We start from the raw sequence: 22539 nt of genomic DNA on the forward strand, positions 1-22539 counted from the left end.
TTATTTAAAAAATAGGGAGACAAAAACATCAATTAATTTGATACCAATAAAAGGCACTGCTATACCGCCTAACCCGTAAATAAATAAATTACGCCTAAGCAATGCCGAAGCCCCAATTGGTTTATAGGCAACGCCTTTTAATGCCAACGGAATGAGTAATGGTATAATAAGGGCATTAAATATTACGGCGGATAAAATTGCGGTTTCAGGGCTATGCAAGTGCATTACATTTAAACTTTGTAATGCAGGAATTGCGGTGATGAACAATGCAGGTACAATCGCAAAATATTTAGCTACATCGTTGGCAATACTAAAAGTGGTGAGGGTACCCCTTGTCATTAAGAGCTGCTTACCTATTTCAACAATTTCAATCAACTTAGTAGGGTCGTTATCTAAATCAACCATATTACCAGCTTCTTTTGCGGCTTGGGTACCGCTGTTCATAGCAACACCAACATCTGCCTGTGCTAATGCTGGCGCATCATTGGTACCATCGCCCATCATGGCAACCAACCTGCCTTGTTGCTGCTCATGTTTTATGTAATTCATTTTATCTTCTGGCTTGGCTTCTGCAATAAAATCATCAACACCGGCTTTTGCTGCAATAAATTTTGCAGTTAAAGGGTTATCGCCAGTCACCATCACTGTTTTAATACCCATGTTGCGTAACCGTTCAAATCGTTCACTAATACCGGTTTTAATTATATCTTGCAACTCCACTACACCCATTACTTGCTGGTTAGCAGCTACCACTAAAGGCGTACCACCATTACTTGATATGGTATTTACTTGTTGTAATACTTCATCAGGAAAAGTATGGCCAGCACTTTCAACCCATTTTTTGATAGCGTCAGTAGCGCCCTTTCTAATTTTTGTAAGTTGCTGTTGTGCATTAAAATAATCAATGCCAGAGCTACGGGTTTCGGCGGTGAAGCTTATATAGACAGGCCGATGCACTTCAATACCATCAACATCGATATTTGCTAACTCAATAATTGATTTACCTTCTGGCGTTTCATCAGCCAATGAACTTAACACAGCAGCTTCAATAAACTTAGTTTCACTCACCCCGTTTGCTACATAAAAGTGAGTGGCTTTTCTATTACCGATGGTGATGGTACCTGTTTTATCTAACAACAACACATCAATATCGCCAGCGGTTTCTATTGCTTTACCACTTTTGGTGATAACGTTGGCACGTAAGGCCCTATCCATACCTGCAATACCAATGGCAGATAATAAACCCCCAATAGTAGTGGGTATTAAGCACACAAATAATGAAATAAATGCTGCAATCGTAATGGGCGTATGTGCGTATGCAGCAAAGGGTTGCAGTGTTACGGTAACAATAATAAACACCAACGTAAAGCCTGCTAATAAAATAGTTAATGCAATTTCGTTAGGCGATTTTTGGCGACTAGCCCCTTCTACCAAAGCAATCATTTTATCTAAAAAACTTTCACCCTGTGCTGTAGTTACCCTTACTTTAATATGATCAGACAATACTTTTGTGCCACCCGTCACACTACTTTTATCGCCGCCTGCTTCTCTAATAACGGGAGCACTTTCACCCGTTATGGCACTTTCATCAATAGTAGCTAAGCCCTCTATTATTTCGCCATCAGATGGAATGATATCACCCGGTTCACATAAAAATAAATCGCCTTTTTGTAATTGTGATGATGGTATTATTTTTATTTCATTCACATACATATCACCCACAATTTGAATAAGTTTGGCAGGCGTAGCTTCCCTTGTTTTACGCAAACTATTGGCTTGTGCTTTACCCCTAGCTTCGGCAATACCTTCTGCAAAATTGGCAAATAATAAAGTAATAAAAAGTACAGCAGTAACGGTACTATTATACCATAAACTACCCTGCTGTGTTTGCCCAGTGGCAATCCAAATACAAACGCCTATCATGATAACGGTACCAATCCATACTGTAAACATGACTGGGTTTTTTATCATTTTAGCAGGATGCAGTTTTACAAATGATTGTGCCAATGCCTCTTTAACAAGACTACCGGCTATTTTCGTATTTTTTGATATTGTTGTTCGCATGATGTTATTTTTTGTAATCAACGTAAGAGCGTTGATGGGGCTGCAGTGGCGACGCTCCGTTGAAAATTTGTACTACTATACTGCATTGCTGAACATATAACCAACCGTTGAAGTGTGCGACGCAACCAAAGCTACATAGCAGCACTACAGCTGGTTACCAAAGTATTTAATGCATGGAAAAATGTTCTGCAATAGGACCTAAAGCCAATGCCGGAAAAAATGATAAGGCAGCTACCAATGCAATAACTGCACAAATCATTAAACCAAAAGTGGCCGTATCTGTTTTTAAAGTGCCGTTACTTTCAGGTATATATTTTTTTTGGGCCAACATACCTGCAATGGCCACCGGACCAATTATAGGTAAGTAACGAGCCAGCAACATCACTATGCCACAGGCTATGTTCCAAAAAGGCGTATTGTCACCCAAGCCTTCAAAACCACTACCATTATTGGCACTGCTAGAGGTAAACTCGTATAACATTTCACTAAAGCCATGGTAACTAGGGTTATTGAGCCAGGCAGCATAAGCAGTAGGGTTATGGGCGTATACATGACTAGCCAAAGCCGTACCTGTTAATATTAATAATGGGTGCAACAAGGCAATCATCATTGCAATTTTCATTTCTTTGGCTTCAATTTTTTTGCCTAAAAATTCTGGTGTTCTACCCACCATTAAACCGCTAATAAAAACGGCTAAAATAATGAAGATGTAAAAGTTTAAAAAGCCTACACCTACGCCACCATAAAAGCAATTCACCATCATGCCCAACATGGTGCACATGCCTGTAAGGGGTGTCATACTATCATGCATGGCATTTACACTTCCATTGCTGGTAGCAGTAGTGTTAATAGCCCAATAAGCTGATGCAGCTGAGCCAAAACGTACTTCTTTACCTTCCATACTACCCATAGGCTGTGCAATACCCATAGCGGTAATGGCACTGTTACCTTTCATTTCGTTGATTACAGATGGAATTAATAAACATAAAAACCCGATTGTCATCACACCAAAAATTACCCAAGCCAGCTTACGTTTACGGAGTATAAAACCCATCGCAAAAATCATAGCAATAGGTATGAGCACCAACGAAATCGTTTCTACCATATTTACCAAGTAATTGGTATTTTCAAATGGGTGTGCCGAGTTAGGACCAAAGAAACCACCACCATTAGTGCCTATTTGTTTAATGGCTACAAACGCTGCTACTGGGCCACGACTTACTTGTACCGTATCGCCTTGTAAAGTAGTGATGGTATCTTTCCCAGCAAAAGTCATGGGTGTACCATTCAATACTAAAATAGTAGCTACTACTAATGCAATGGGTAATAAAATTCTAGTACAGCTTCTTACAAAATACTGATAAAAATTACCCAACTCGTTAGTAGCGGATGTTTTCATAGCCATAAAAACCACGGCACAAATAGCAATACCTGTACCTGCGCTGATGAACTGCCAAAGCATGAGAGAGAGTTGTCCTAAATACGACAAACCCGTTTCACCTGAATAGTGTTGCAAGTTGGTATTGGTGATAAAACTTATGGCGGTATTAAATGCTAAATCGCCGCTCATAGATGGGTTCGCATCAGGGTTTAATGGCAGCCAACTCATGTTGGTTAACACAAACATGGCGATGAGGAACCAAATAAAATTGATGGTTAAAAGAGCGATCAAGTGTTGTTTCCAATTCATGGATTTACGTACATCGATACCACTGATTTTATAACAAAAATGATCAATAGGATTGATGATAACATCTAACCAAGTTTTTTGATTTGATAATACTTTACCCATATAATTACCCAACGGAATGGCTAACAGTAGCAACAATATAAACATGGCTACAATGCCCATAATTTCTGTGTTCATATAAAAACTGTTTAATAGTTTGAGCATCATTTAAAATTTTTCTGGCTTTACTAATACATAACACATATAGGCAAACACAGCGATTGATATTATAAAAAGTAGGAGCATTGTTTATATATTTTCGAAATAATGAATGGCTTTATAAAAAATAAAAAAGAAGATGGTGGTAGTGATGATTAAAATGCTCGTCATGACTAATTGTTTTTGATGAGTTGATAAATAACACCAGCCAATACAATACAGCCATAAAATAATAATGGTAGGTGTTTGGCTTTTAGTTTTTGAAAAGGTTGTTGTTGCATATAAAAGTTGTTGTGCCAACGATAGGCAAATAAGCAACCACTTTATATAAAATATGCCCAAACACCTACCAGTACTGCATTTTAAAAAATGAAGTGGAAGTAGGCAACATAAAAAACCCTTTCAAAATGAAAGGGTGATCATATCAAAACGATAGTGTATTTAGGAAATATTATGTTCTTCTAACTTTCGGTACAAGGTTGTCAAAGCAATATTAAGCAGCTTTGCAGTTGCTGTTTTATTACCATTGGTATAATGAAAAACTTTTTCAATATGCAACTTTTCAGCACTAGCTAAATCAAATGTAGGTAAGTTGTTATTGATTTTACTACCATCACTTTTAAGAAATTCCATCGGCAGTGTATCCACATCAATAACGGATTGGGTAGCCACAATAACCGAACGTTCAATAATATTTTTTAACTCACGAATGTTGCCTCTCCATGGGTGTTGCTGTAAAGCGTTGATATATGGTTCGGTAAAAGATTGTAACCGCTTGTTGGTTTTATTTGCAAAAAATTGCAAATAGAAATTAGCCAAAGCAGGTATATCGCTGCTACGTTCAGTGAGAGAGGGCAATGCAATTTCAAAAACAGCGATACGATAAAAAAGATCTTGTCTAAAATTACCTGCATCTACCTCTTGTAATAGGTTTCTATTAGTGGCAGCGATGATACGAACATTTACTTGTGTTACTTTACTATCGCCTACTTTTAAAAAAGTACCAGTTTCTAACACCCTTAATAATTTGGCTTGTAGGGCCAAGGGCATTTCACCAATTTCATCTAAAAAAACAGTGCCGTTATGGGCTTCTTCAAAAATGCCCACCGCATCTTTAGTGGCTCCTGTAAAGGCACCAGCTTTGTGGCCAAACAATTCATTCTCTAATAACTCACTACTAAATGCAGCACAGTTAACGGCTATAAAATTATGGTTGGCTCTACTACTGCCATAATGTATGGCTTGTGCAAATACTTCTTTACCGGTACCTGTTTGTCCGGTGAGCAACACAGTAGCATCCGTAACAGCCACTTTTTGTGCCGCTGAAACGGCGTTTTTAATAGCTTTAGATTCGCCTAAGATAGTGTCAAAAGAGGTCTTACTACCCAAGAGTTTTTCGAGCCGCTGTACTTTTTTGGTAAGCGCTACTTTACTAAGTGCATTGTATAATAGCGGAATAATTTTATTATTATCATCACCTTTGGTGATATAATCAAAAGCCCCATTTTTAATAGCTTGTACACCATCTTCAATATTACCATATGCTGTTAATAGAATCACTTCAGCAATGGGTTGTGTTTTTTTTAATGCAGGTATAAGCTCAATACCAGTAGTATCAGGCAACTTTACATCGCAAATAATCACATCAATGGGTTGCGTTTGTAATTTTTTAAGCCCTGCCTTTCCATCACCAGCTTCGTGTACATCAAACCCTTCCAAGGTAATAATACGTGCCAATAACGACCGTAGTTTAGCTTCATCATCTATAATTAAAATATGGCCTTTCATGGTTGTCATACATTGTTATGAAAGTTCAAAGATATTGAGTGTGGAGAGGATTGAGTGAAAATAAATTTGACAACCAAATTAAATTGATAATTCTTTTTGATGTAAATAATTTTACATTATGCTTTCAGATACACATTTTAACGAATGTAGTATTGTTAAAGTTATTGAGCCATTTTGAACACATTAAATGCGACTCAAAAGCAAATAACATACTAGAATAATGGAGAAAACATCAATCAATGCTTTATTTCTTTGCCTAACCAAACACCGTATTTTTTCCATTGTTCATAAAAAATTATCCACTCACTAATCCGCTCTTCGAGATGTTAGCGAAGCGCATCTAGAAGTTTCAATAAAAAAGATATCTATCTTTCCTAACCCCTTCATATTTCCTTATCGGTTGGTGTCCTCACCAACCGAAATCAAAACGTCTATCTTAATCTCTATATTCAGTAATAATACCGCTCTTCGAGGTGTTATCAAAGCACATCTCAAAGTTTCAACACCGCTCTTCGAGATGTTAGCGTAGCGCATCTCGAAGGTTTAATAAAAGAGATATCTATCTTTCCTAACCCCTTCACATTTCCTTATCGGTTGGTGTCCTCACCAACCGAAATAAAACGTCTATCTTAATCTATATATTCAGTAATAATACCGCTCTTCGAGGTGTTATCAAAACACATCTCAAAGTTTCAATAAAAGAAATGTATCTTCCCTAAGCTCATCACACAGTATGTTAGCACAACACAACTCAAATTTCATTTTAAACAAATGTAGCACCATCAAACCTACAAATACCAACGCAAATTTTTCTACACAAATTTCTGATACCCTTGCACTAAATATTAATAATATTATATATATTTGAAATAAGTAATTAGCAATACGTCAACAAACCTAATAAGAGCAATACCCAGCCGTTAGGTACCATGTTGTTACACATTGCAGCCTATGTAAAACCAACAAACTGTTTGCTATATAGCGTAAATCATAGTGTGCTGCCCCCACTCCTACACTTGGTTATTTTAATTAATAAACAAAAACTACATCTTATGGCACGTTATCGCATTTTCCCCGACAATCTTACGAGTAAAAAATCTGAATTGCTCGATGCACAACCGCTCAACTATGTAAAATACCTCATTGGGTTTGCATGTGCAAAAAACGAAGGCTTCAATGTTGTAACAACACAAATGCGCTTTCTAAAAACCGAACCTTGGCAAATCATTAGTTCCAATATTCCAAGTTCGGGTGGACAAGTAGTACTAGAGCTAGGTTATTTTAACCCCGGGCAAACCTTATCGGTCTTTTGGGTGGTGAGGGCAGTAACAAAAATAGCATCACTATCAGTTTACATTATTAACGACCAAACAAAAGTAGTGAGAAAAATAGCCCCCTCAGGTGCGCCAAAAAAAATGGAACGTGGAGAAGATTGGGGCGATGAAAAAATCGATATTATATTATTCTAAAAACTACTTTTATGAAACTGCTACTCTCTATATTATTAAGCATAGCAACAACGATGAGTTTCGGTCAAGGCAGACAAGATGCTAAAAATCTATCAGAAAAACTTACGCCAAAATATACAAACGATAATACATCAATGGGCACCTCATACCTATTCGACGAAACCAACCCCAATGGGTTCGATTTATTATCTGCCAACGTTTCGTTTAGTGATAAAAACCAAACACAAAAAATTGGGTTTGCACCTTTTCGGCTATCGAATAAATATATCTTTTTGTTATCCAATTTAAGAATCAACCTTACCCATACTGGTGGGGCATTAACCAGTGGCTTAAGTGTAGGCAACGATAATGCAGCTTTTGAAAGCAAACGGGTGCAAAAAATATTTAACGACATTTATGCACCATCAAATTTGACAGATAGTGAGCTGCCTATTGCACGTCCACGTAGGGCAGATGAAACGCTAAAAGAATACATGGAATACTACAACACATCACCTGAAATGAAAGCGTTTCAAGATAAACTATTGGCAAACTTTGACAGCCGTAGACTCAAACATGTTTTTAAATACAGCGTTGGGTATAACATCCAGTTCTTCCCTGTTTTAAAAAGCGAATCAGCAGCCGGCAATTTCGATAGCTTGAATTACCATGCAACAAAAGCAAACAACTATTTCGCAAAAGGTAGCTATAGTTTTAAAAACGGGTTCATAAATATAAATGGCGGCTACAATTATTTTAATAAAAGAAAAGCAGCTGATTCTATACAACCAAAAAGGCGTTATGACGGATTTACGTTTGGTGCATCAATACGTATTCCCATCATGAAAAAAGAAAACTTGGTAAAGAAAGATTTTTATAAAAACAGTTTATTTGTACCCGGTATTTATGTAGGCTTTATTTACGATCGCATCAATTACAAAGGTGCAGAAGCAAAGTTTGCTGAAGACAATACAAAGTACAAAGCTACCACAACCATTACGCTTGATTTTTCCATTACACCTGCAGCCCAATTTAGGTTAGCATTTCCAATTCAAAAATCAGAAGTATTCAATACAAATACCAAACTAACCAACAACATTGCTATTTTACAATACAACTTTAAACTAATTAATTTAAACGATAATTGATAGTTAGGTGTCTGATTTAATCAATATTATTATTTATATTTGATATATGTGCCTAATAATCTGTAACCAAAAACAAAATCTAACAATACTCAACATTTAGCTATAAGTATTTAAAACAGCATTCAATTTGAGGATACTTTCAATATTACGTAAATCGGGATGTTGTTCATCATGCAATTAGCCCCCTTTAAAAATTATGTTTCTTAAAAAAATTAACGACCAAATAATTTCTTGATTATGACTAATCCATTTCTAGACTTACCTGAAGACCAAATCAGTGCTGTGCATGCCTTAGAAGGCAAAACTTTAAGTACAGGTTGGAAAGTAATTGAAAAGGCAAAAGCTAAACCGGGTTCAACTGGTGGCGGTTTTTCCGTTTGTTATATAGTTGAAAAAGGTGGTCAAAAAGGATTTCTTAAAGCATTAAATATTTTATCATTTCTGAGAGATGATAAAAAAGATGTTCTAAATGCAATGACCGAAATGTTAAACACATTTAATTTCGAAAAAGAAATACTAATTAGATGCGGAAATAGGAATCTATCAAAAATCTCCAAACTACTAGAAGCTTCTCAAGAAAATTTTCCAGGATACATTGCAGCAAATGTATATTATATGATTTTTGAAAAAGCAGATAGTGACGTAAGAAACCATTTAAATTTTACCAACGAAATTGATTTAGCTTGGAAACTTAGGTCATTGCATAATGTTGCTACTGGAATAAAACAACTTCACAGTATAGAAATTTCCCATCAAGACATAAAACCTTCGAATATTTTCGTTTTTGAAACTTTAATCTCAAAACTAGGAGACTTAGGTCGTTCACTTTGCCAAACATTAGCATCGCCACATTCCGAACTGGATTTTGCAGGTGACAATAGGTATGCTCCACCTGAAGTTTTCCATAGATTTATTCTACCTGATTGGAAAGACAAAGTATTTGCAATTGATTGTTATTTACTCGGAAGTATGGCGTCATATTACTTCACTGGCCAAAGTATGACAGCCTTATTATCTACAAATCTTAGTAGACAAATCAATATCTTGTCTTTAGATTTTGAAAATGCTTTGCCATATTGGCAAGTTGCTTATGATGCGGCTTTAAATACAATTAATCAGCATCTAGTAGGATACAATCAAGCTGAGAAATTAATCGAAACAATTAGAATGTTATCTAATCCAGACCCACGAAAAAGAGGTCATCCTAAAAATTTTAATAATAATGGAAATGGGAACCATTTTCAACTAGAGAGATTTGTCGAAATTTTTAATTTACTTGCTACTAAAGCAGAATACAATTTAATCAATTAAAAGTGGCTCATTTATTCGAAAAAAAAGATAGGCATGTAATTCCCAATTGGAGAAGTTTCGATAATACAGCGAAACTTGGCGAGCTAAATGGAAGTAAAGGAATTGAATTAGTTTCTACATTCAAACCAGACATTTCAGATTTACTTGACGATTGGACAGAAATTGACAACCAAACAATAGGTGTAGCTGGTGATATACTTGGTGTTGCCTTAGTTAGCAATCAAAAGTCTGACCCCAAAATAATTGAAATTGCAAAATTTGTTTTACAAAACGAAAATGTTTCACCAAAAGCTTTGTCTTCCGCCGCAAAAGAAATCCTCAAGCCTTCACAAGACAAATTAATAAATTTAGATTTTAATACTATTGAGTTATTTCAAGACCCCACTAGTTTAATTATAATTCATAAAAAAATAAATGAACTAAAAAATAGATTAAAAAATAACCCAAAGAATTCTATTAATTGGATTGAAATAGGTAGATACTATGCAATAATTGGTCAGTCAGAAAAAGCTGAAAGAGCAATTAAAAACGCATTATTCCTTTCGCCAGAAAATAGATTCATATTAAGAAATATGGCTAGGTTTTTTGTTCATTTAGGAGATGGCGGAATTTCTTTTGCTCATGATATACTAAGAAAATCCCAATTAGTAAACTCAGACCCTTGGCTACTCTCAACTGAAATATCGCTTGCTACATTAAGAGGTCGTAATTCAAGGTTTGTAAAGCAAGGATTACAAGTTATAGAATCAGATTCTTTTCACCCCTTCAATGTTACTGAACTTGCAAGTGCATTAGCAACCGTTGAACTAAAAAATGATAGCCTTAAAAAAAGTAGAAAATTATTTGAGAAATCACTTAGAAAACCAAACGATAACTCTCTAGCTCAAGCAGAATGGGCGTCGCAAGAAGAGAACAATTTGTTTTCTCTAGACTCAAGCAAATCAAACCTAGCAAATTCATTTGAAGCTAAAGCAAGACATTATGCAGAAAAAGAAAATTGGAAAGAAGCTATAGAGTATTCAAAAAAATGGTTTTTAGATTTGCCTTTTTCTAAAGGTTCAATACTTTTTGGAAACAATATTGCTTTAAACAAGTTGAAGAATCATGATGTCGCTATTGAAATCGGCAAACTAGGTTTGCTTTCTCATCCTCATGATCCTCACTTATTAAATAACATAATTTATTCTCTTTGTTTAAATGACAAAATTGAAGAAGCTGAATTATTATTCCAAAGAGTAGACAAGTCAGACTTAACATCAAAAAGCATTCATAATATTTGCTTATTAGCTACTCAAGGCCTTTTAAATTACAGAAAAGGCAATCCTGAAAACGCAAGAGCATTATACTTGGAGGCGATGGAACTAGCTAAATCAACAGGCCACAAATCTTATATTTCAAAAGCTCTAGTAAATATGACCCGAGAGGAACTTTTATTGGGGCAACAAGACATGTCAGATGTAATTCCAAAATTAAAAGACATATTAAAAAAGACAGATGACCCAGATTTAGAAGAAGACATAAAGGAGGTTATAGAGTTATACAATAAAAAGTCGTGAAAGCACGAACGCAGGACATGGTTATTGCTAGCCAGTTGGGCTATACAAGCAAACCCCACTGACGAATGTGTTCCGCTTTACCGGCTCACTTGTATCATTTTAATTCGCCTGATGGTATCAGGTATAAACCTTACAACTGCTCAACCATTAACAACCGACATTCATTAGTATAATAATCAATAGCGCTGCTATATTTATAAAACTTGGTCTCCCAAATTAATACGTTTCTTACAAGTTTTTAATGGAAGTAGTTAAAACATAGTTTACGTCTTTTTGATGTATTTAGTACTACAGGTTAATAGTCCTCACTCACCGCCTTGTCTACCTTAAAATAATAAAATCAAATACTATTCTCCAAACTTTGTACTTTATTCAAGAAAAAAAATTTGCCCGAATTATCATTATTAAAAACAAACAATATCGAATTCCTTAGCTTATAAAATTCACAGTGCTAAAAAAAATCTACATTAACATCCACATTCATCATTACTAATTCATCATTCCTCCTCCGTAATTAATAATTCGTAATCCGTAATTCAACATCCCCCATACATCATTCCTAATTCATCATTCCTAATTAATCATTCGTAATCCGTAATTCAACATCCCCCATTCACAATTCCTAATTCATCATTCCTAATTCATCATTCCTAATTACCCCTCCCCCGGCTCCCCCAACTTCTCAAAAATAATCCTCACTTGTGCAATACTATAATATCTTCCTATCCTTTCTCCTATGGCTGCTTCAAAAGGTTTCAACCACTTTTTAAAAGTCTTATCACATACGCCATATAATTTGGCTAGATCAACAGGTGAAGAAGGTTTAATACTGGTAGTTTTTGTTGTTAATTCAGTTTTCATAACAATTATTTTGGTACTTAAAAGTTATTGAACTGCATCAGTTAATGTATTGGTCTTTTAATTGTATACTAACGCAGTTATTCGTTATTTCATTTTGGTATAATGAAATTATTTACCAATCATTGTTAATCAAAATTTTACGTTCTAAAAAATTGTTAAACAAAGTATCAACGGATAATGGTTGCTTTACTTAGAGTACATAAACGCTAAAGCATAATATTGCAGTTACATATTTACGCATAGGGTATGCTGAACAAGACAAAGTAAGTGGAGAAGACAATCAAAGGCGTAAACAGTACAAATAATGAAACGAAAACAGCTTGTGTTTTTTTGACATTCGTAACTAATATCTTACATCAATTATATATGCAGATAAAAATCTGCCTTATCTTTCTTCGAGATGCGCTACGCTAACATCTCGAAGAGCGGAAGTATGCTTAATACAAATAAAAGTAAGCGGAGTAGGCAATCAAAAGTGTAAACATACAGATAGTGAAATATAAACAGCTGGTGTTTTTTTAACATTCGTAACTAAGCTCTTACATCAAATCTATATGCAGATATTAATCGGCCTTATCCGCTCTTCGAGATGCGCTACGCTAACATCTCGAAGAGCGGATTTTGGTTGTATCTACAAAATTAATGAGCGTATACTTACGCAACGTCCAGCAAGGGCCGAGACGTTGCTGCGAAGGATTGAGTTGCAAACTCATTACAACTATCCTATAACTTTTATTCTCTTTACTTATTCAGGAACACTTATCACAACGGGGGAACAGTAGAACCACTACCCCACTACCACCCTATCTTACTTTAGTTAAAAAGTATTTTGTATTTCTTGTAAGTAGCCTAGTCTTATTTTTGAGTTGTTCAGTTCCATATAGCTTATTACCTACTAATATAAACTTCTCTTTATCATAAAATATATAGCTATCAAGTGCAAAAGGTACATCTAAAGTTATTTCAATATGGTTAATTCTGCTTGATTTAATATTTTGCCATTTTGAAGTAACATTATTGCTAAGTCTTACTTTGAGCTGCATTAATTCCCCTACTTTTATTTTACAATCACTGTCAAAAGTAGGCATACAACTTTTAGAAGTATCGCCATTAATTAATATCTCTGCGTCCTTAACAATATCTCCTGCAGTATTCTTAACCCAATCTATTCGCAAATACTCTGAACTAGTTTTAATACTATCAGCTTTTACTTTAACAGGTAAACTATTTTTTTGAATAAAACTATTTAATGTAAGTGTATCTTTTTTTATTTCCCATTTGCCTCCTGAAGAAAAACGTTGAAGATGATTGCTTAATAAATAAGTATAGGTTCTATCTTTTTTTAAAATTAGAGATATAACACCATCATTACTTGGTGAAATATATCTATACTCGACAAAAATATCTTCACCTATAATTTTACTTTCTTTATTTTCCTTTTTATTAGTATAGAATAAATTTAATAAAGGGAATAAAAATATTATTGATAAACTTTTCATACAATTATCTATTTTTTAAAGCATCACCAAATACATATGTTGCTGGTCGTGGTGGGTTTGCTTTTGCATCCAAAGCGTTTACAGCTTTTAAAACATCACCAACTGTAAGATTTACATTTGCTAGATTACGAGTAATGTAACTTTTTATGTAGGTATCATTTGTATAGTTTAGAAAAACTGCTGCTGGAGTGTTTAATGTAAGTTGTGCCTCTTTGCCTGACAGGTATGAATATGTAGGATTTAGTTGATTTTGTTTAAACCAATCAAGGTTTACTTTCTTATTAAAAAGCATTGAAGTAGCAGCTTTATTTGACAATGCAAATCCATTTTTATTTGCTACAACTTCATCCATAATATCATACAATGGGTCATTACTTCTAGAACCAACCAATTCCCCAATCAGATACCCATACCCATGCCTAATCTCATGTGCCATGTGTGATATATTTTTTTCATTCTTACCCATTCTTATCGCAATCCTATTTTTATCAGCATCATATCTTGTATCGGCTGCGGCACCTTTTTCTGGAGACTCACTACTAATATTAAATTCTACATCTGATTTCTCCATTTCATCCCATTGACTATCCATTTGTGAATATGTATTAAACTGAGAAACCAAGGACTCCATTTCTTTGTCCATTTTTTCACCCGATTGAGCAAGACTCAGAATTTTAGAGAGTGCATCATAACTTCGCTGTGTATTTTCCTTACGCATATCATTATATGTATTTTCAACAGTAGAATTAGCAAATGTAAAATAGTTACCCAACCAATCTGTATTTCTTATTGGATTGTTTCCCATCATTACGTAAGGGCTTTCGTCATGAGTTGAAACTGGGTCTACCTGTAAAAACCTTCCTATTTGTGGGTCTGCTGTTCTATAAAAAGCTTCATAGTAATTTAAGCCAAAATCATTCTCCTGTTCTATACCGTTAAATTTGTATTTGTTTTCTAATGAAGTTGCAGCTTTAGATGAGATGCCACTCATCGTCAACCCGAATGGATAATAATGCGTCTCCTCCAAAATAGCACCTCTATTATGTATCACTTCCATATTATCAAAATAAACATTAATATTACTTTCGTTGCTACAATAAAAGTAAATATAACCATTTTTCGGTATTGGTATATTAGGCATTACATGGCTTTTTAAACCACCTGCGGTATTACTACTTACGGCGTCATAACCACTGTTCACATACTTAAACTGCTCATCAAATATAATGTATGCAATACCTGCTTTTACATTGTTACTACTATTGGGGCTATTACTATTGATAAAACTATTTAAAGGTGCTACCGTACCACTGGTATTATTGCTTAAAATAGTAGTGGTGGCTCCATGGGCATAGGCTGTATTACTACTACCGCCTACTCCTAAAAAACCTGTAATTAAGGCAGTAGCATCCAAAGGTGCATTGTTAACAGTACCACCATTATACTGATAATACGATTTTGCCAATAAGCTTAATTGATCACCAGCCATTACTTTCAGCACCATACCCAACCCAGTTTTATTGGTAGCGGCATTGGTTTTGTACATTTTTATACTAGTAGCCCCATTATTACCAAAAGTTTGGGGGTTATTGGTGCCGTTATCGTTAATATAATGATTACCTGCTGGTTGTATTTCTTCAACATATGCACTATTAATATCGTAATAGGCTTGTTCATTCACTAAAGGGCTATTGGCACCATTGCCTTCTAAAGTAGCAGTGGGGTAATGGTCAACCTGCTGTTCCTCCGTTAACACCATTCGCACATTACCCAAATGATCTTTCAACATATAATCATATACAAAAGTGGCTGCTTGGGTACCTTGCTGCGGTTTAAAACGTATCCTTCCTTCTTGCTGTGGTGCAAATTGTAATGCATTATTTTCATATACTAAACCGCCTATATAATCGGTAACGGTCGTTTTAGTGGGTGTAATGGTATTATCAGTTACGGTTTTACGAAGTTTATTACCTAGCGCATCATATACATATCTAATAGTTCCTTTATTAGGTATGGTGATCAACTCTGGTAAATTCAAATAATTATAACTAATAGATTGAATATTTTTATTGGCATCACTTTGCATATTACCATTAATATCATAGGAATAATCAACAGCTGTTTTAGTACTTACATCATATTTAAAATCACCAAGTTTACTGGTATTATCATTTGCTGCATCTACTACAGCTTTGAGCTTATTACTATTTGCAAAATAGGTATAATTCAGTTGATCGATAAACGAAGAGCTATTGATTTTTAATCCCTTTTGTTGCATGGTAAGTATATTACCATTGTCATCATAGGCTAAATTACTTACACTAAAATCTACACCTGACTCCTTACTAAAAATACCATTATCTTTTTGTAAAAAATCAGCGTAAATCAACCTGTTAACAGCATCGTATTTAAAATTATATAACCTACGTATGCCATCTCCTTTACTACGCCATTGCATATCACCTATATTACCATTGTATTGAGGCGTAGGCGTTACAGTTACGGCCTCAGCTTCAGTAATATTAGTAAGTTGGTTGTACCCTAAGTTAAATCCAAAATAATGACTGTTATTTAACCCTTTAGTATAATCTTGATTTACGCTACTAAGCCACCCCCTAATATTATATTGATATTGTAAATTTTCTAATCCATTTTGACCATAATTCGGCGCTAGCTTTTTATTAACCAATTGACCAATTTTATCATAATGTAATGTTGTAGTGGTATGCCATGTTTGTGGTATAACGCCATTGTTCACTAAGCTACCTCCAATAATATCATCTTGTTGTATAGGTCTATTTAATACATCATAAATAGTTTGTGTGGCATGAGTTAGTGTTTCAATGGCCGTTGTATTTTTCTCAATTTTTTGCACACTAACTAACTGCTTGCCAAGCCAATCATATTGCTGAGTTTGTACCACAATACCATTGCTCAAATGGTTTCCTCTAGTTTGTATAACCCTACCCTTATCATCAAAATAGCTAATAGCATTCAAGTAGGTGGGAGTTCCCATATTCAATACCTGCGTTTTTACACCGGTGATTGCATTTCTATTAACTGGAACTTTTTCAAGTGGTAATCCCCCTGGCTGTGTACCCAAATTTAGGATAGGGGTGGCTTGTGTAATATCAAAGTTGATAAGCGTATTCGGTAATCCTGATGAAGCGATCCACTCATAGTCATCATAATAATTTACGGTAAGTTCCTCGGAAGCATAATTAGCTACATTCGGATATTGCACACTATTATAAGCTGCCGTTAAGTGATAATTCAAATCATTGTAGTGTGCATCGTCTACTATTTTACTAGTACCAATTACCCTATTTTGTACATCATACAAAGTAACAATCCATTTGTGCTGCAGCCTTAAATTCGCATCTTGCGTCATAACAAGTCGATCCCTGTTATCATATACCATACATACAGGCCCAGCACCAGGCACCTGCTTTCTAATCATTCTATTTCGCTGATCATATTGATACCTAAAAAATTGCTCTTTCAATAAATTATCATCCATTGCATTGATCCCACCTAAAATAGCTTTTAAGCCCTCAGGCTGTAACACAGCTCGTAAATTATTTTGAATATCATAAATATAATAGGTACATAACCAACCTTCATATCCGGCACCACTTCCATTGTCATTTTCAGCAGTTAACTGTACTTTTTTTAGAATAACCTTCCCCTCAAAATCTTTAAATTCAATAACTTGTTTATTATGCTCATCAATCGTAATGGTCTTATCTAATAAGCCTGCATCATAGTTTTTAATACTACTATAAATACCAAAGTTGTCAATATTACTTTCTGTAACATCCCATATTTTTACTGCATCAATCTCAGTATTAAAATAAAACTTTGCTTGCGTTGATTTATTCAAACCTGTCCACATGCCTGGTGCTGTGTTTTTTATCACCCTATTTAAAGGGTTATCTTCCCATATAGTTTTTGCATAAAAATAGGTTTCACCTACGTATTGATTGGTAGAAAATGAGGCCTGCTGCTCAAATGGATTTCTTTTAAAATAACCATTATTCACAGCAGCATTACCCCCAGCTGTATTGGCTACAAAAGGTAAATATTGCAAGGGTGTTCTTCCGTATTGATCAAATGAGTTTGCTGTAACTAAATCGGCACTTTGTTGGTCATTAGTTTGAAGTGAACCATTTTTTACAACAGTTTGCACATTTCTTCCCAACCCGTCTAAATATTGAGTGGTAATGATGGCTTTATCAATGTTGTTTAATACGTTTAGTTCAGATGTCTCTTGTGTTTTTTGTTGCGGTGTCCATACCCGAACATAACTAACAGGAACAGTTGCATCATATGGTATTGGTAGAGGCGCAACTTGCGCTTTTATTAAACCAACAGATAAAAACAATGATATAATGATGTGTGTAAACTTCATATGTATATTATTAAAATAAGGGTACAAAAAATATTAATAACTATTAATTGCATTGATAATTTTTAAATCTGTTGGTGCAACATTAGCTGAAAAAATGCCGACTAAATTACCTTCTCTATCAATCAAAAATTTATTAAAATCAGATGAAAATGCATTTCCATAAGCACCATTCTCAGAAATATGTGTAAGCCAATATGGTAATGAATGTATACTTGATTGTATAACATCCATTTTTTCTGTTATAATAAATGTGCTATGTATTTGCGAAGTACAATAGGTTTTTATAGCTGCATTGCTATTAGGTTCATTACCAAAACTATTAGAGGGTATAGCAATAATGACCAAACTATCACCCAATTGTTGTTGCAACTGTTGTAAACCAACTAACTGGTTTGAATAAGGTCCAGTTGTAGCAATATTAACTATTAAAACTTTTTTGCCAGAATATGTATTTACTGATACAACATCTCCATCGATATTTTTGTATTGTAAACTGTAAAAATTGGTTATTATAAAAATTAAGATACTCGATAAAATATTTGTTAACATATAGTTGAATTTAAAATTTAAGGACAAGGTGAAGGAGGTGCTGTCTGTCTACACTCTGCTTCAGGTGTACCACCAGGAGCGTAATAAGGAACTGATGTACCATCGCTAAAGCACCTTTTCCAGTCACATTCCCAGACCCATACCCACTGTCCATCTATTAATTCTTTATGTCGCATTTTTGATACTAATACTATTATGCCTTGTTCACAAACACCATTAATACATTGACCACTACAATTAGTTTCACTACATACAGTAGGCACACAAACGCCATTATTATTAGCATATGCTTGCCCATGTTGATTAACATCATCAATGGCTAATTGGTCAGCTGCAGATTGTGAAACTGTTGAGCTATAAGTATTCGCTGGCACAGCATAGGTTAAAGGTGCAGAAGAGGTACCTGAAGGACAATCATTTTTTGTAAATACACCTGAAGCAGCGGCACTAAAGTACCTAATAACACCACAATTTTCTGGTTGTCCTGCATAATTGTAACATATTTTCTTGATGATATTTTTATCAATATCTCTAACCAAATACAATCTTGAAAAACCATCGTATTCATAATAAACAATATTGTTATTAATATCACATTCACTACTAATACCAACAAATGGAAAATGAGTGATAGTTTTCATCTGAGCAGTAACAGGATAAGCTCTTAGCTCATCTATTTTTCCACTTCCGTTTACAGATATAATAAAACCGTTAATTCTATGCTCATATAAATACCAAACTTCATTACCTCTTTTAGTTGTTTTTATTAACTTAGGCCAACCTGGCATAGTACCAGATACAGTATATCCATTACTATTGTTACCCCAATAGGTAACTACATAAACATCACCATTTGTTCTTCCAAGAAATTCAAAATTTTGTTGTTCATAAATCTTTTTGCCAGTTATTGCTTGTGAAGGGTCCTCAATAATGTTGGCATTAATAACACCACTCCACGGTGCTTCGTCTGTATAATCTTCAAAAGAAGTGTAGTGTACATTTGAATTTGTATTAATTTCAGCTACAGGAAAACTATGATTATAGCCCCATAAATATCGATGCATAACATCATTTTCTTTACTTACTATAGTTGGATTTCCTTTTATATTATATGCATAATAATGTAACCGAGTTTCTACAGGGTTATTTAATGTAGCAACCTGAATTAACTCAGGGAGTATCAAATTACCATTGCTCAACCAATTTCTAAATTGTGTAGTGGTAGTATTTACGAGTTGGTTATTTTTTGTAACCGTTGTGCTCACTACAGTCCCTAACATATTTCGTTGAGCCATTGTTTGTAAAATAGTAGGGTTAGTATAGTCTAAGGGATATTTATATCTTGTAATAATTTCAGCTCCTTTACTATCCTTAGTTCTTGTTAAGGCAATATTAGTCATTAATGGTGCAATACCTGGCTGCTCCGTATATTCATAATCTATTACCTGCACTTTAGCAAGTCCATTAGCAAAAGTGGTAGTTTTTGTATGTTTTAATATAGGCCATTGCGAAACAAAAGTATAACTAGTTACATCAAATGGATCAGTAGTATTTTGCCAATGCAACTGACTTGTTTCAAATTTTCTTCTAACTATTTTTGAGGTATAATATTTTTGTGTATTCCTTGCTACGCCATAATCATGCTCTACTTTAATTATATTCTGTAATCCCTTATTAAAAGTAGTTGTTTCCAATTCGTAACCATAGGTAAAGTCGGCAATATGTCTCGGAACGTCTCTCACAGGGAAACCTAATAAAACATTTCTTTCAAAAGGAGAAGTAATATCAAATCGGTGTTCAACTCCCCCATTTTTAAAACCGATATCATCACTTTCAATAACGTATTCATAGCACAAAGGGTCGTTTACTATTGCGGAAGACACAAGCGTATTAGTACTTAAAGTAAGTGTATTAAAATCGCCTGTTGCATAATAGGTAGTAGTGGTAGCTGGGTTGTAACATAATAACTCATCTCTATAATATGAGGCCTCTTCGTATTCAACTTCAAAGGTACTGCTTCCAGAACTTTTGTTGAGTAAATCTTTAGATGCATAGGTATAATACTTCGTATTGGTTTGTTTAGAAAGTGGGTCATAAAATTCAATAGATTTTAAACGTACACCTCCTATTTCTCTATTCACCCAATCATAAGCTTGATCATCTGTTTCTGATCTATCGTATGTTAAATTGATTTCTCCAGCAAATCCTTGTTTTACTGAAATCATCAACTTATAATCGCCTGGTGTTAATGCGATATTGTTTGATGAGTTTAATGCACCCCCATCCGCCTCAATTGCATTTGGTGTCAACCCAATTAAAGTCCCAAAAGTACCAATACTATGATTGGTTGGAGTACCTTCATGTCCTCCACTCATACTAAGAGTAGCAATTTGATTTTTATAAACATGAAATATTCCACTTTCATAAACCCTTCTTTGTGGGATGCCATTATCGGAAAAACCTTGTCCACCAGCAGAAACTGTTACAATACTTTGAACAGGTTCCCACTTGGCAATAGTATTGGGTTCATAATTATACTTTTCATAACCTCCAGTTGGGTATGTTATTTTTTGCAACATGCCCATTTGAGCATAATATCCATTAAAATCTCGGTTTGCGCTTGCTGCAATACCCCAATTAGTATCATTCGGCCTATGTGCTAATAGTGTGGTATTTACGCTTCCGTTATAATAACCTAAAAAATCTTGTGAAAATGATAAATGTGATGGTAATCCTTCCGTTTGTGTATAATCAAGTTTATATCTTACAGTTTCTGGATAACTAACGCCTGGCATTGTATAGTTAACTTCTTTTAGAAAAAATCTTTTTACAGAAGCATCTTCAGCAGCAGTGATTCCATTGCTGGTTGGTAACATGGCTGGAAATTCATATACTAAATTGAATTCACGATGAAAATCTATTGAATTTATATTAATTTTCTTAAGATAACTGGTAGAGAATCCAAATGCATCATCAGGGGTATTGTCATATATAAAATCAGCAATTTGACCTTCAGAAGTCTCAATTTTTGTGACACCTAAATTATTGAATCTTACATAATTTACTTTCTTAACCAATTTTGATAAATCAGCAACAAATGGTATTCCAGTCCTCACGTTTGGAGTATTTTGACTTGGAACGGGTTCACAAGTTATTGATTGAGCTGGAAAATCGCCCCCTTTGGTCAATGATTCTGAAACGCCAGAATATCCAAACTCAAAAAATGAGTTATATGTATAGGTAACATATTTACCATCAGGCATTGTAATTTTCTTCAGATAAAAACTGGTTATAGTACCATTTCCTAAAACAATGCCACCTCTTAAGTTTAAATTTGAAGAAGTAATTCTTTCTTTACAACCCGTACCACCAAATTCATAAATAACACCATCTGTATTGGTTACAATAAATTTATCATAACGCCTAGGTAATGAACCACTAGGGTCTCGTATAACCTCAATTTTAATTTTTGAAAATGGAAATTGAATAATGTCTCCATTTTCATCAAATATAAATTTTGTACTTAAACCTGGTGCACTAATATAAAATTCATCTGCTTCCGAATCATAATGCCTCAAATTGCTAGTGACATCTTCATAATAAGCAATTTCATCTGCTAATGATGGCGGAGCACCATTTACACTAGAAGGTATTTCAGTTTTTCTAATAATACCATTATCATCATCTGGTTTACCCCTTACAACCCTGTTTAATACACCAATAGCACCTAAGCTCCATCCAAAACCTTCTTTACTAGAAGTTTGTCCTATTTTAAATCCACCACTAGCATAATTAAGCGAAATGGGGATACTTAAGCTACCGATTTGAAAAGTATTTAGTGGTATACTTGATGAAACCTTACCACTAAAAAGTGAAACATTACCATGTGCATTCTCAGTTAAGGAACTAGCCTCTGGACTCACAGGCAAAACCGCAGGCAACAATGGGGCTTGCGAATATCCACATAAGGTAAATAAAGTGAGAAGTGTACTAAAAAAAAATTGCTTCATTTAATT

Annotated in this window: 14 protein-coding genes; 4 read left to right on the top strand and 10 right to left on the bottom strand. The window is 34.6% G+C overall.

The window, feature by feature from the left end; translation table 11 throughout:
• The 5 genes from kdpB to ACFOWM_RS05520 all read right to left on the bottom strand — a co-directional run bounded on the left by kdpB (window position 1) and on the right by ACFOWM_RS05520 (window position 5749).
• The gene (gene kdpB / locus ACFOWM_RS05500; protein ID WP_379707677.1) at window positions 1-2064 is read right to left on the bottom strand and encodes a potassium-transporting ATPase subunit KdpB; all 2064 of its coding nucleotides are present in this window, start codon (window positions 2062-2064) and stop codon (window positions 1-3) included.
• A gap of 166 nt (window positions 2065-2230) precedes the next feature.
• Window positions 2231-3931, bottom strand: coding sequence for a potassium-transporting ATPase subunit KdpA (kdpA, locus tag ACFOWM_RS05505; RefSeq protein ID WP_379707678.1), 1701 nt, complete (start codon window positions 3929-3931; stop codon window positions 2231-2233).
• 30 nt (window positions 3932-3961) lie between these two features.
• Window positions 3962-4039 (bottom strand): potassium-transporting ATPase subunit F, encoded by a 78-nt coding sequence (locus ACFOWM_RS05510; RefSeq protein WP_379708263.1) that lies wholly within the window; start codon window positions 4037-4039, stop codon window positions 3962-3964.
• Between the two features lie 3 nt (window positions 4040-4042).
• Window positions 4043-4252 carry a hypothetical protein gene (locus ACFOWM_RS05515; RefSeq protein WP_379707679.1) on the bottom strand — a complete coding sequence of 70 codons (210 nt, stop codon included), beginning with the start codon at window positions 4250-4252 and terminating at the stop codon, window positions 4043-4045.
• 141 nt (window positions 4253-4393) lie between these two features.
• Window positions 4394-5749 (bottom strand): sigma-54-dependent transcriptional regulator, encoded by a 1356-nt coding sequence (locus tag ACFOWM_RS05520; protein WP_379707680.1) that lies wholly within the window; start codon window positions 5747-5749, stop codon window positions 4394-4396.
• A gap of 1043 nt (window positions 5750-6792) precedes the next feature.
• Between ACFOWM_RS05520 and ACFOWM_RS05525 the strand changes: the two genes are divergently transcribed.
• The 4 genes from ACFOWM_RS05525 (at window position 6793) to ACFOWM_RS05540 (ending at window position 11203) form a co-directional block, all read left to right on the top strand.
• On the top strand, window positions 6793-7209 hold the full coding sequence (locus tag ACFOWM_RS05525; protein WP_379707681.1) for a hypothetical protein: 417 nt from the start codon (window positions 6793-6795) through the stop codon (window positions 7207-7209).
• 11 nt (window positions 7210-7220) lie between these two features.
• The gene (locus ACFOWM_RS05530) at window positions 7221-8336 is read left to right on the top strand and encodes a hypothetical protein (protein WP_379707682.1); all 1116 of its coding nucleotides are present in this window, start codon (window positions 7221-7223) and stop codon (window positions 8334-8336) included.
• A gap of 237 nt (window positions 8337-8573) precedes the next feature.
• Window positions 8574-9647 carry a protein kinase domain-containing protein gene (locus ACFOWM_RS05535; RefSeq protein ID WP_379707683.1) on the top strand — a complete coding sequence of 358 codons (1074 nt, stop codon included), beginning with the start codon at window positions 8574-8576 and terminating at the stop codon, window positions 9645-9647.
• Between the two features lie 2 nt (window positions 9648-9649).
• A complete protein-coding gene (locus ACFOWM_RS05540; protein ID WP_379707684.1) occupies window positions 9650-11203 on the top strand; it encodes a tetratricopeptide repeat protein in 1554 nt (517 codons plus the stop codon).
• A gap of 654 nt (window positions 11204-11857) precedes the next feature.
• On the opposite strand, the gene ACFOWM_RS05545 is transcribed toward ACFOWM_RS05540, so the two are convergent.
• The 5 genes from ACFOWM_RS05545 to ACFOWM_RS05565 all read right to left on the bottom strand — a co-directional run bounded on the left by ACFOWM_RS05545 (window position 11858) and on the right by ACFOWM_RS05565 (window position 22533).
• Window positions 11858-12064 carry a hypothetical protein gene (locus ACFOWM_RS05545; RefSeq protein WP_379707685.1) on the bottom strand — a complete coding sequence of 69 codons (207 nt, stop codon included), beginning with the start codon at window positions 12062-12064 and terminating at the stop codon, window positions 11858-11860.
• Between the two features lie 803 nt (window positions 12065-12867).
• Window positions 12868-13563: a DUF5004 domain-containing protein gene (locus ACFOWM_RS05550; RefSeq protein WP_379707686.1), complete on the bottom strand. Its 696-nt coding sequence runs from the start codon at window positions 13561-13563 to the stop codon at window positions 12868-12870.
• A 4-nt stretch (window positions 13564-13567) separates the two neighbouring features.
• Window positions 13568-17974: a DUF6443 domain-containing protein gene (locus ACFOWM_RS05555; protein ID WP_379707687.1), complete on the bottom strand. Its 4407-nt coding sequence runs from the start codon at window positions 17972-17974 to the stop codon at window positions 13568-13570.
• A gap of 33 nt (window positions 17975-18007) precedes the next feature.
• Complete coding sequence (locus ACFOWM_RS05560) at window positions 18008-18523, bottom strand: hypothetical protein (protein WP_379707688.1); 516 nt, start codon at window positions 18521-18523, stop codon at window positions 18008-18010.
• Window positions 18524-18540: 17 nt separating this feature from the next.
• A complete protein-coding gene (locus ACFOWM_RS05565) occupies window positions 18541-22533 on the bottom strand; it encodes a DUF5977 domain-containing protein (RefSeq protein WP_379707689.1) in 3993 nt (1330 codons plus the stop codon).
• Between the last annotated feature and the right edge of the window lie 6 nt (window positions 22534-22539).

Origin of the sequence: Ferruginibacter yonginensis (assembly GCF_042651465.1) — a bacterium.
GTDB lineage: Bacteria > Bacteroidota > Bacteroidia > Chitinophagales > Chitinophagaceae > Ferruginibacter > Ferruginibacter yonginensis.

Bases quoted from the DNA above. Each gene is read 5' to 3' on its own strand.
- kdpB (WP_379707677.1), bottom strand. From the start codon at position 2,064: ATGCGAACAACAATATCAAAAAATACGAAAATAGCCGGTAGTCTTGTT.
- kdpA (WP_379707678.1), bottom strand. From the start codon at position 3,931: ATGAACACAGAAATTATGGGCATTGTAGCCATGTTTATATTGTTGCTA.
- ACFOWM_RS05510 (WP_379708263.1), bottom strand. From the start codon at position 4,039: ATGCTCCTACTTTTTATAATATCAATCGCTGTGTTTGCCTATATGTGT.
- ACFOWM_RS05520 (WP_379707680.1), bottom strand. From the start codon at position 5,749: ATGACAACCATGAAAGGCCATATTTTAATTATAGATGATGAAGCTAAA.
- ACFOWM_RS05525 (WP_379707681.1), top strand. From the start codon at position 6,793: ATGGCACGTTATCGCATTTTCCCCGACAATCTTACGAGTAAAAAATCT.
- ACFOWM_RS05530 (WP_379707682.1), top strand. From the start codon at position 7,221: ATGAAACTGCTACTCTCTATATTATTAAGCATAGCAACAACGATGAGT.
- ACFOWM_RS05535 (WP_379707683.1), top strand. From the start codon at position 8,574: ATGACTAATCCATTTCTAGACTTACCTGAAGACCAAATCAGTGCTGTG.
- ACFOWM_RS05545 (WP_379707685.1), bottom strand. From the start codon at position 12,064: ATGAAAACTGAATTAACAACAAAAACTACCAGTATTAAACCTTCTTCA.
- ACFOWM_RS05550 (WP_379707686.1), bottom strand. From the start codon at position 13,563: ATGAAAAGTTTATCAATAATATTTTTATTCCCTTTATTAAATTTATTC.
- ACFOWM_RS05555 (WP_379707687.1), bottom strand. From the start codon at position 17,974: ATGAAGTTTACACACATCATTATATCATTGTTTTTATCTGTTGGTTTA.
- ACFOWM_RS05560 (WP_379707688.1), bottom strand. From the start codon at position 18,523: ATGTTAACAAATATTTTATCGAGTATCTTAATTTTTATAATAACCAAT.
- ACFOWM_RS05565 (WP_379707689.1), bottom strand. From the start codon at position 22,533: ATGAAGCAATTTTTTTTTAGTACACTTCTCACTTTATTTACCTTATGT.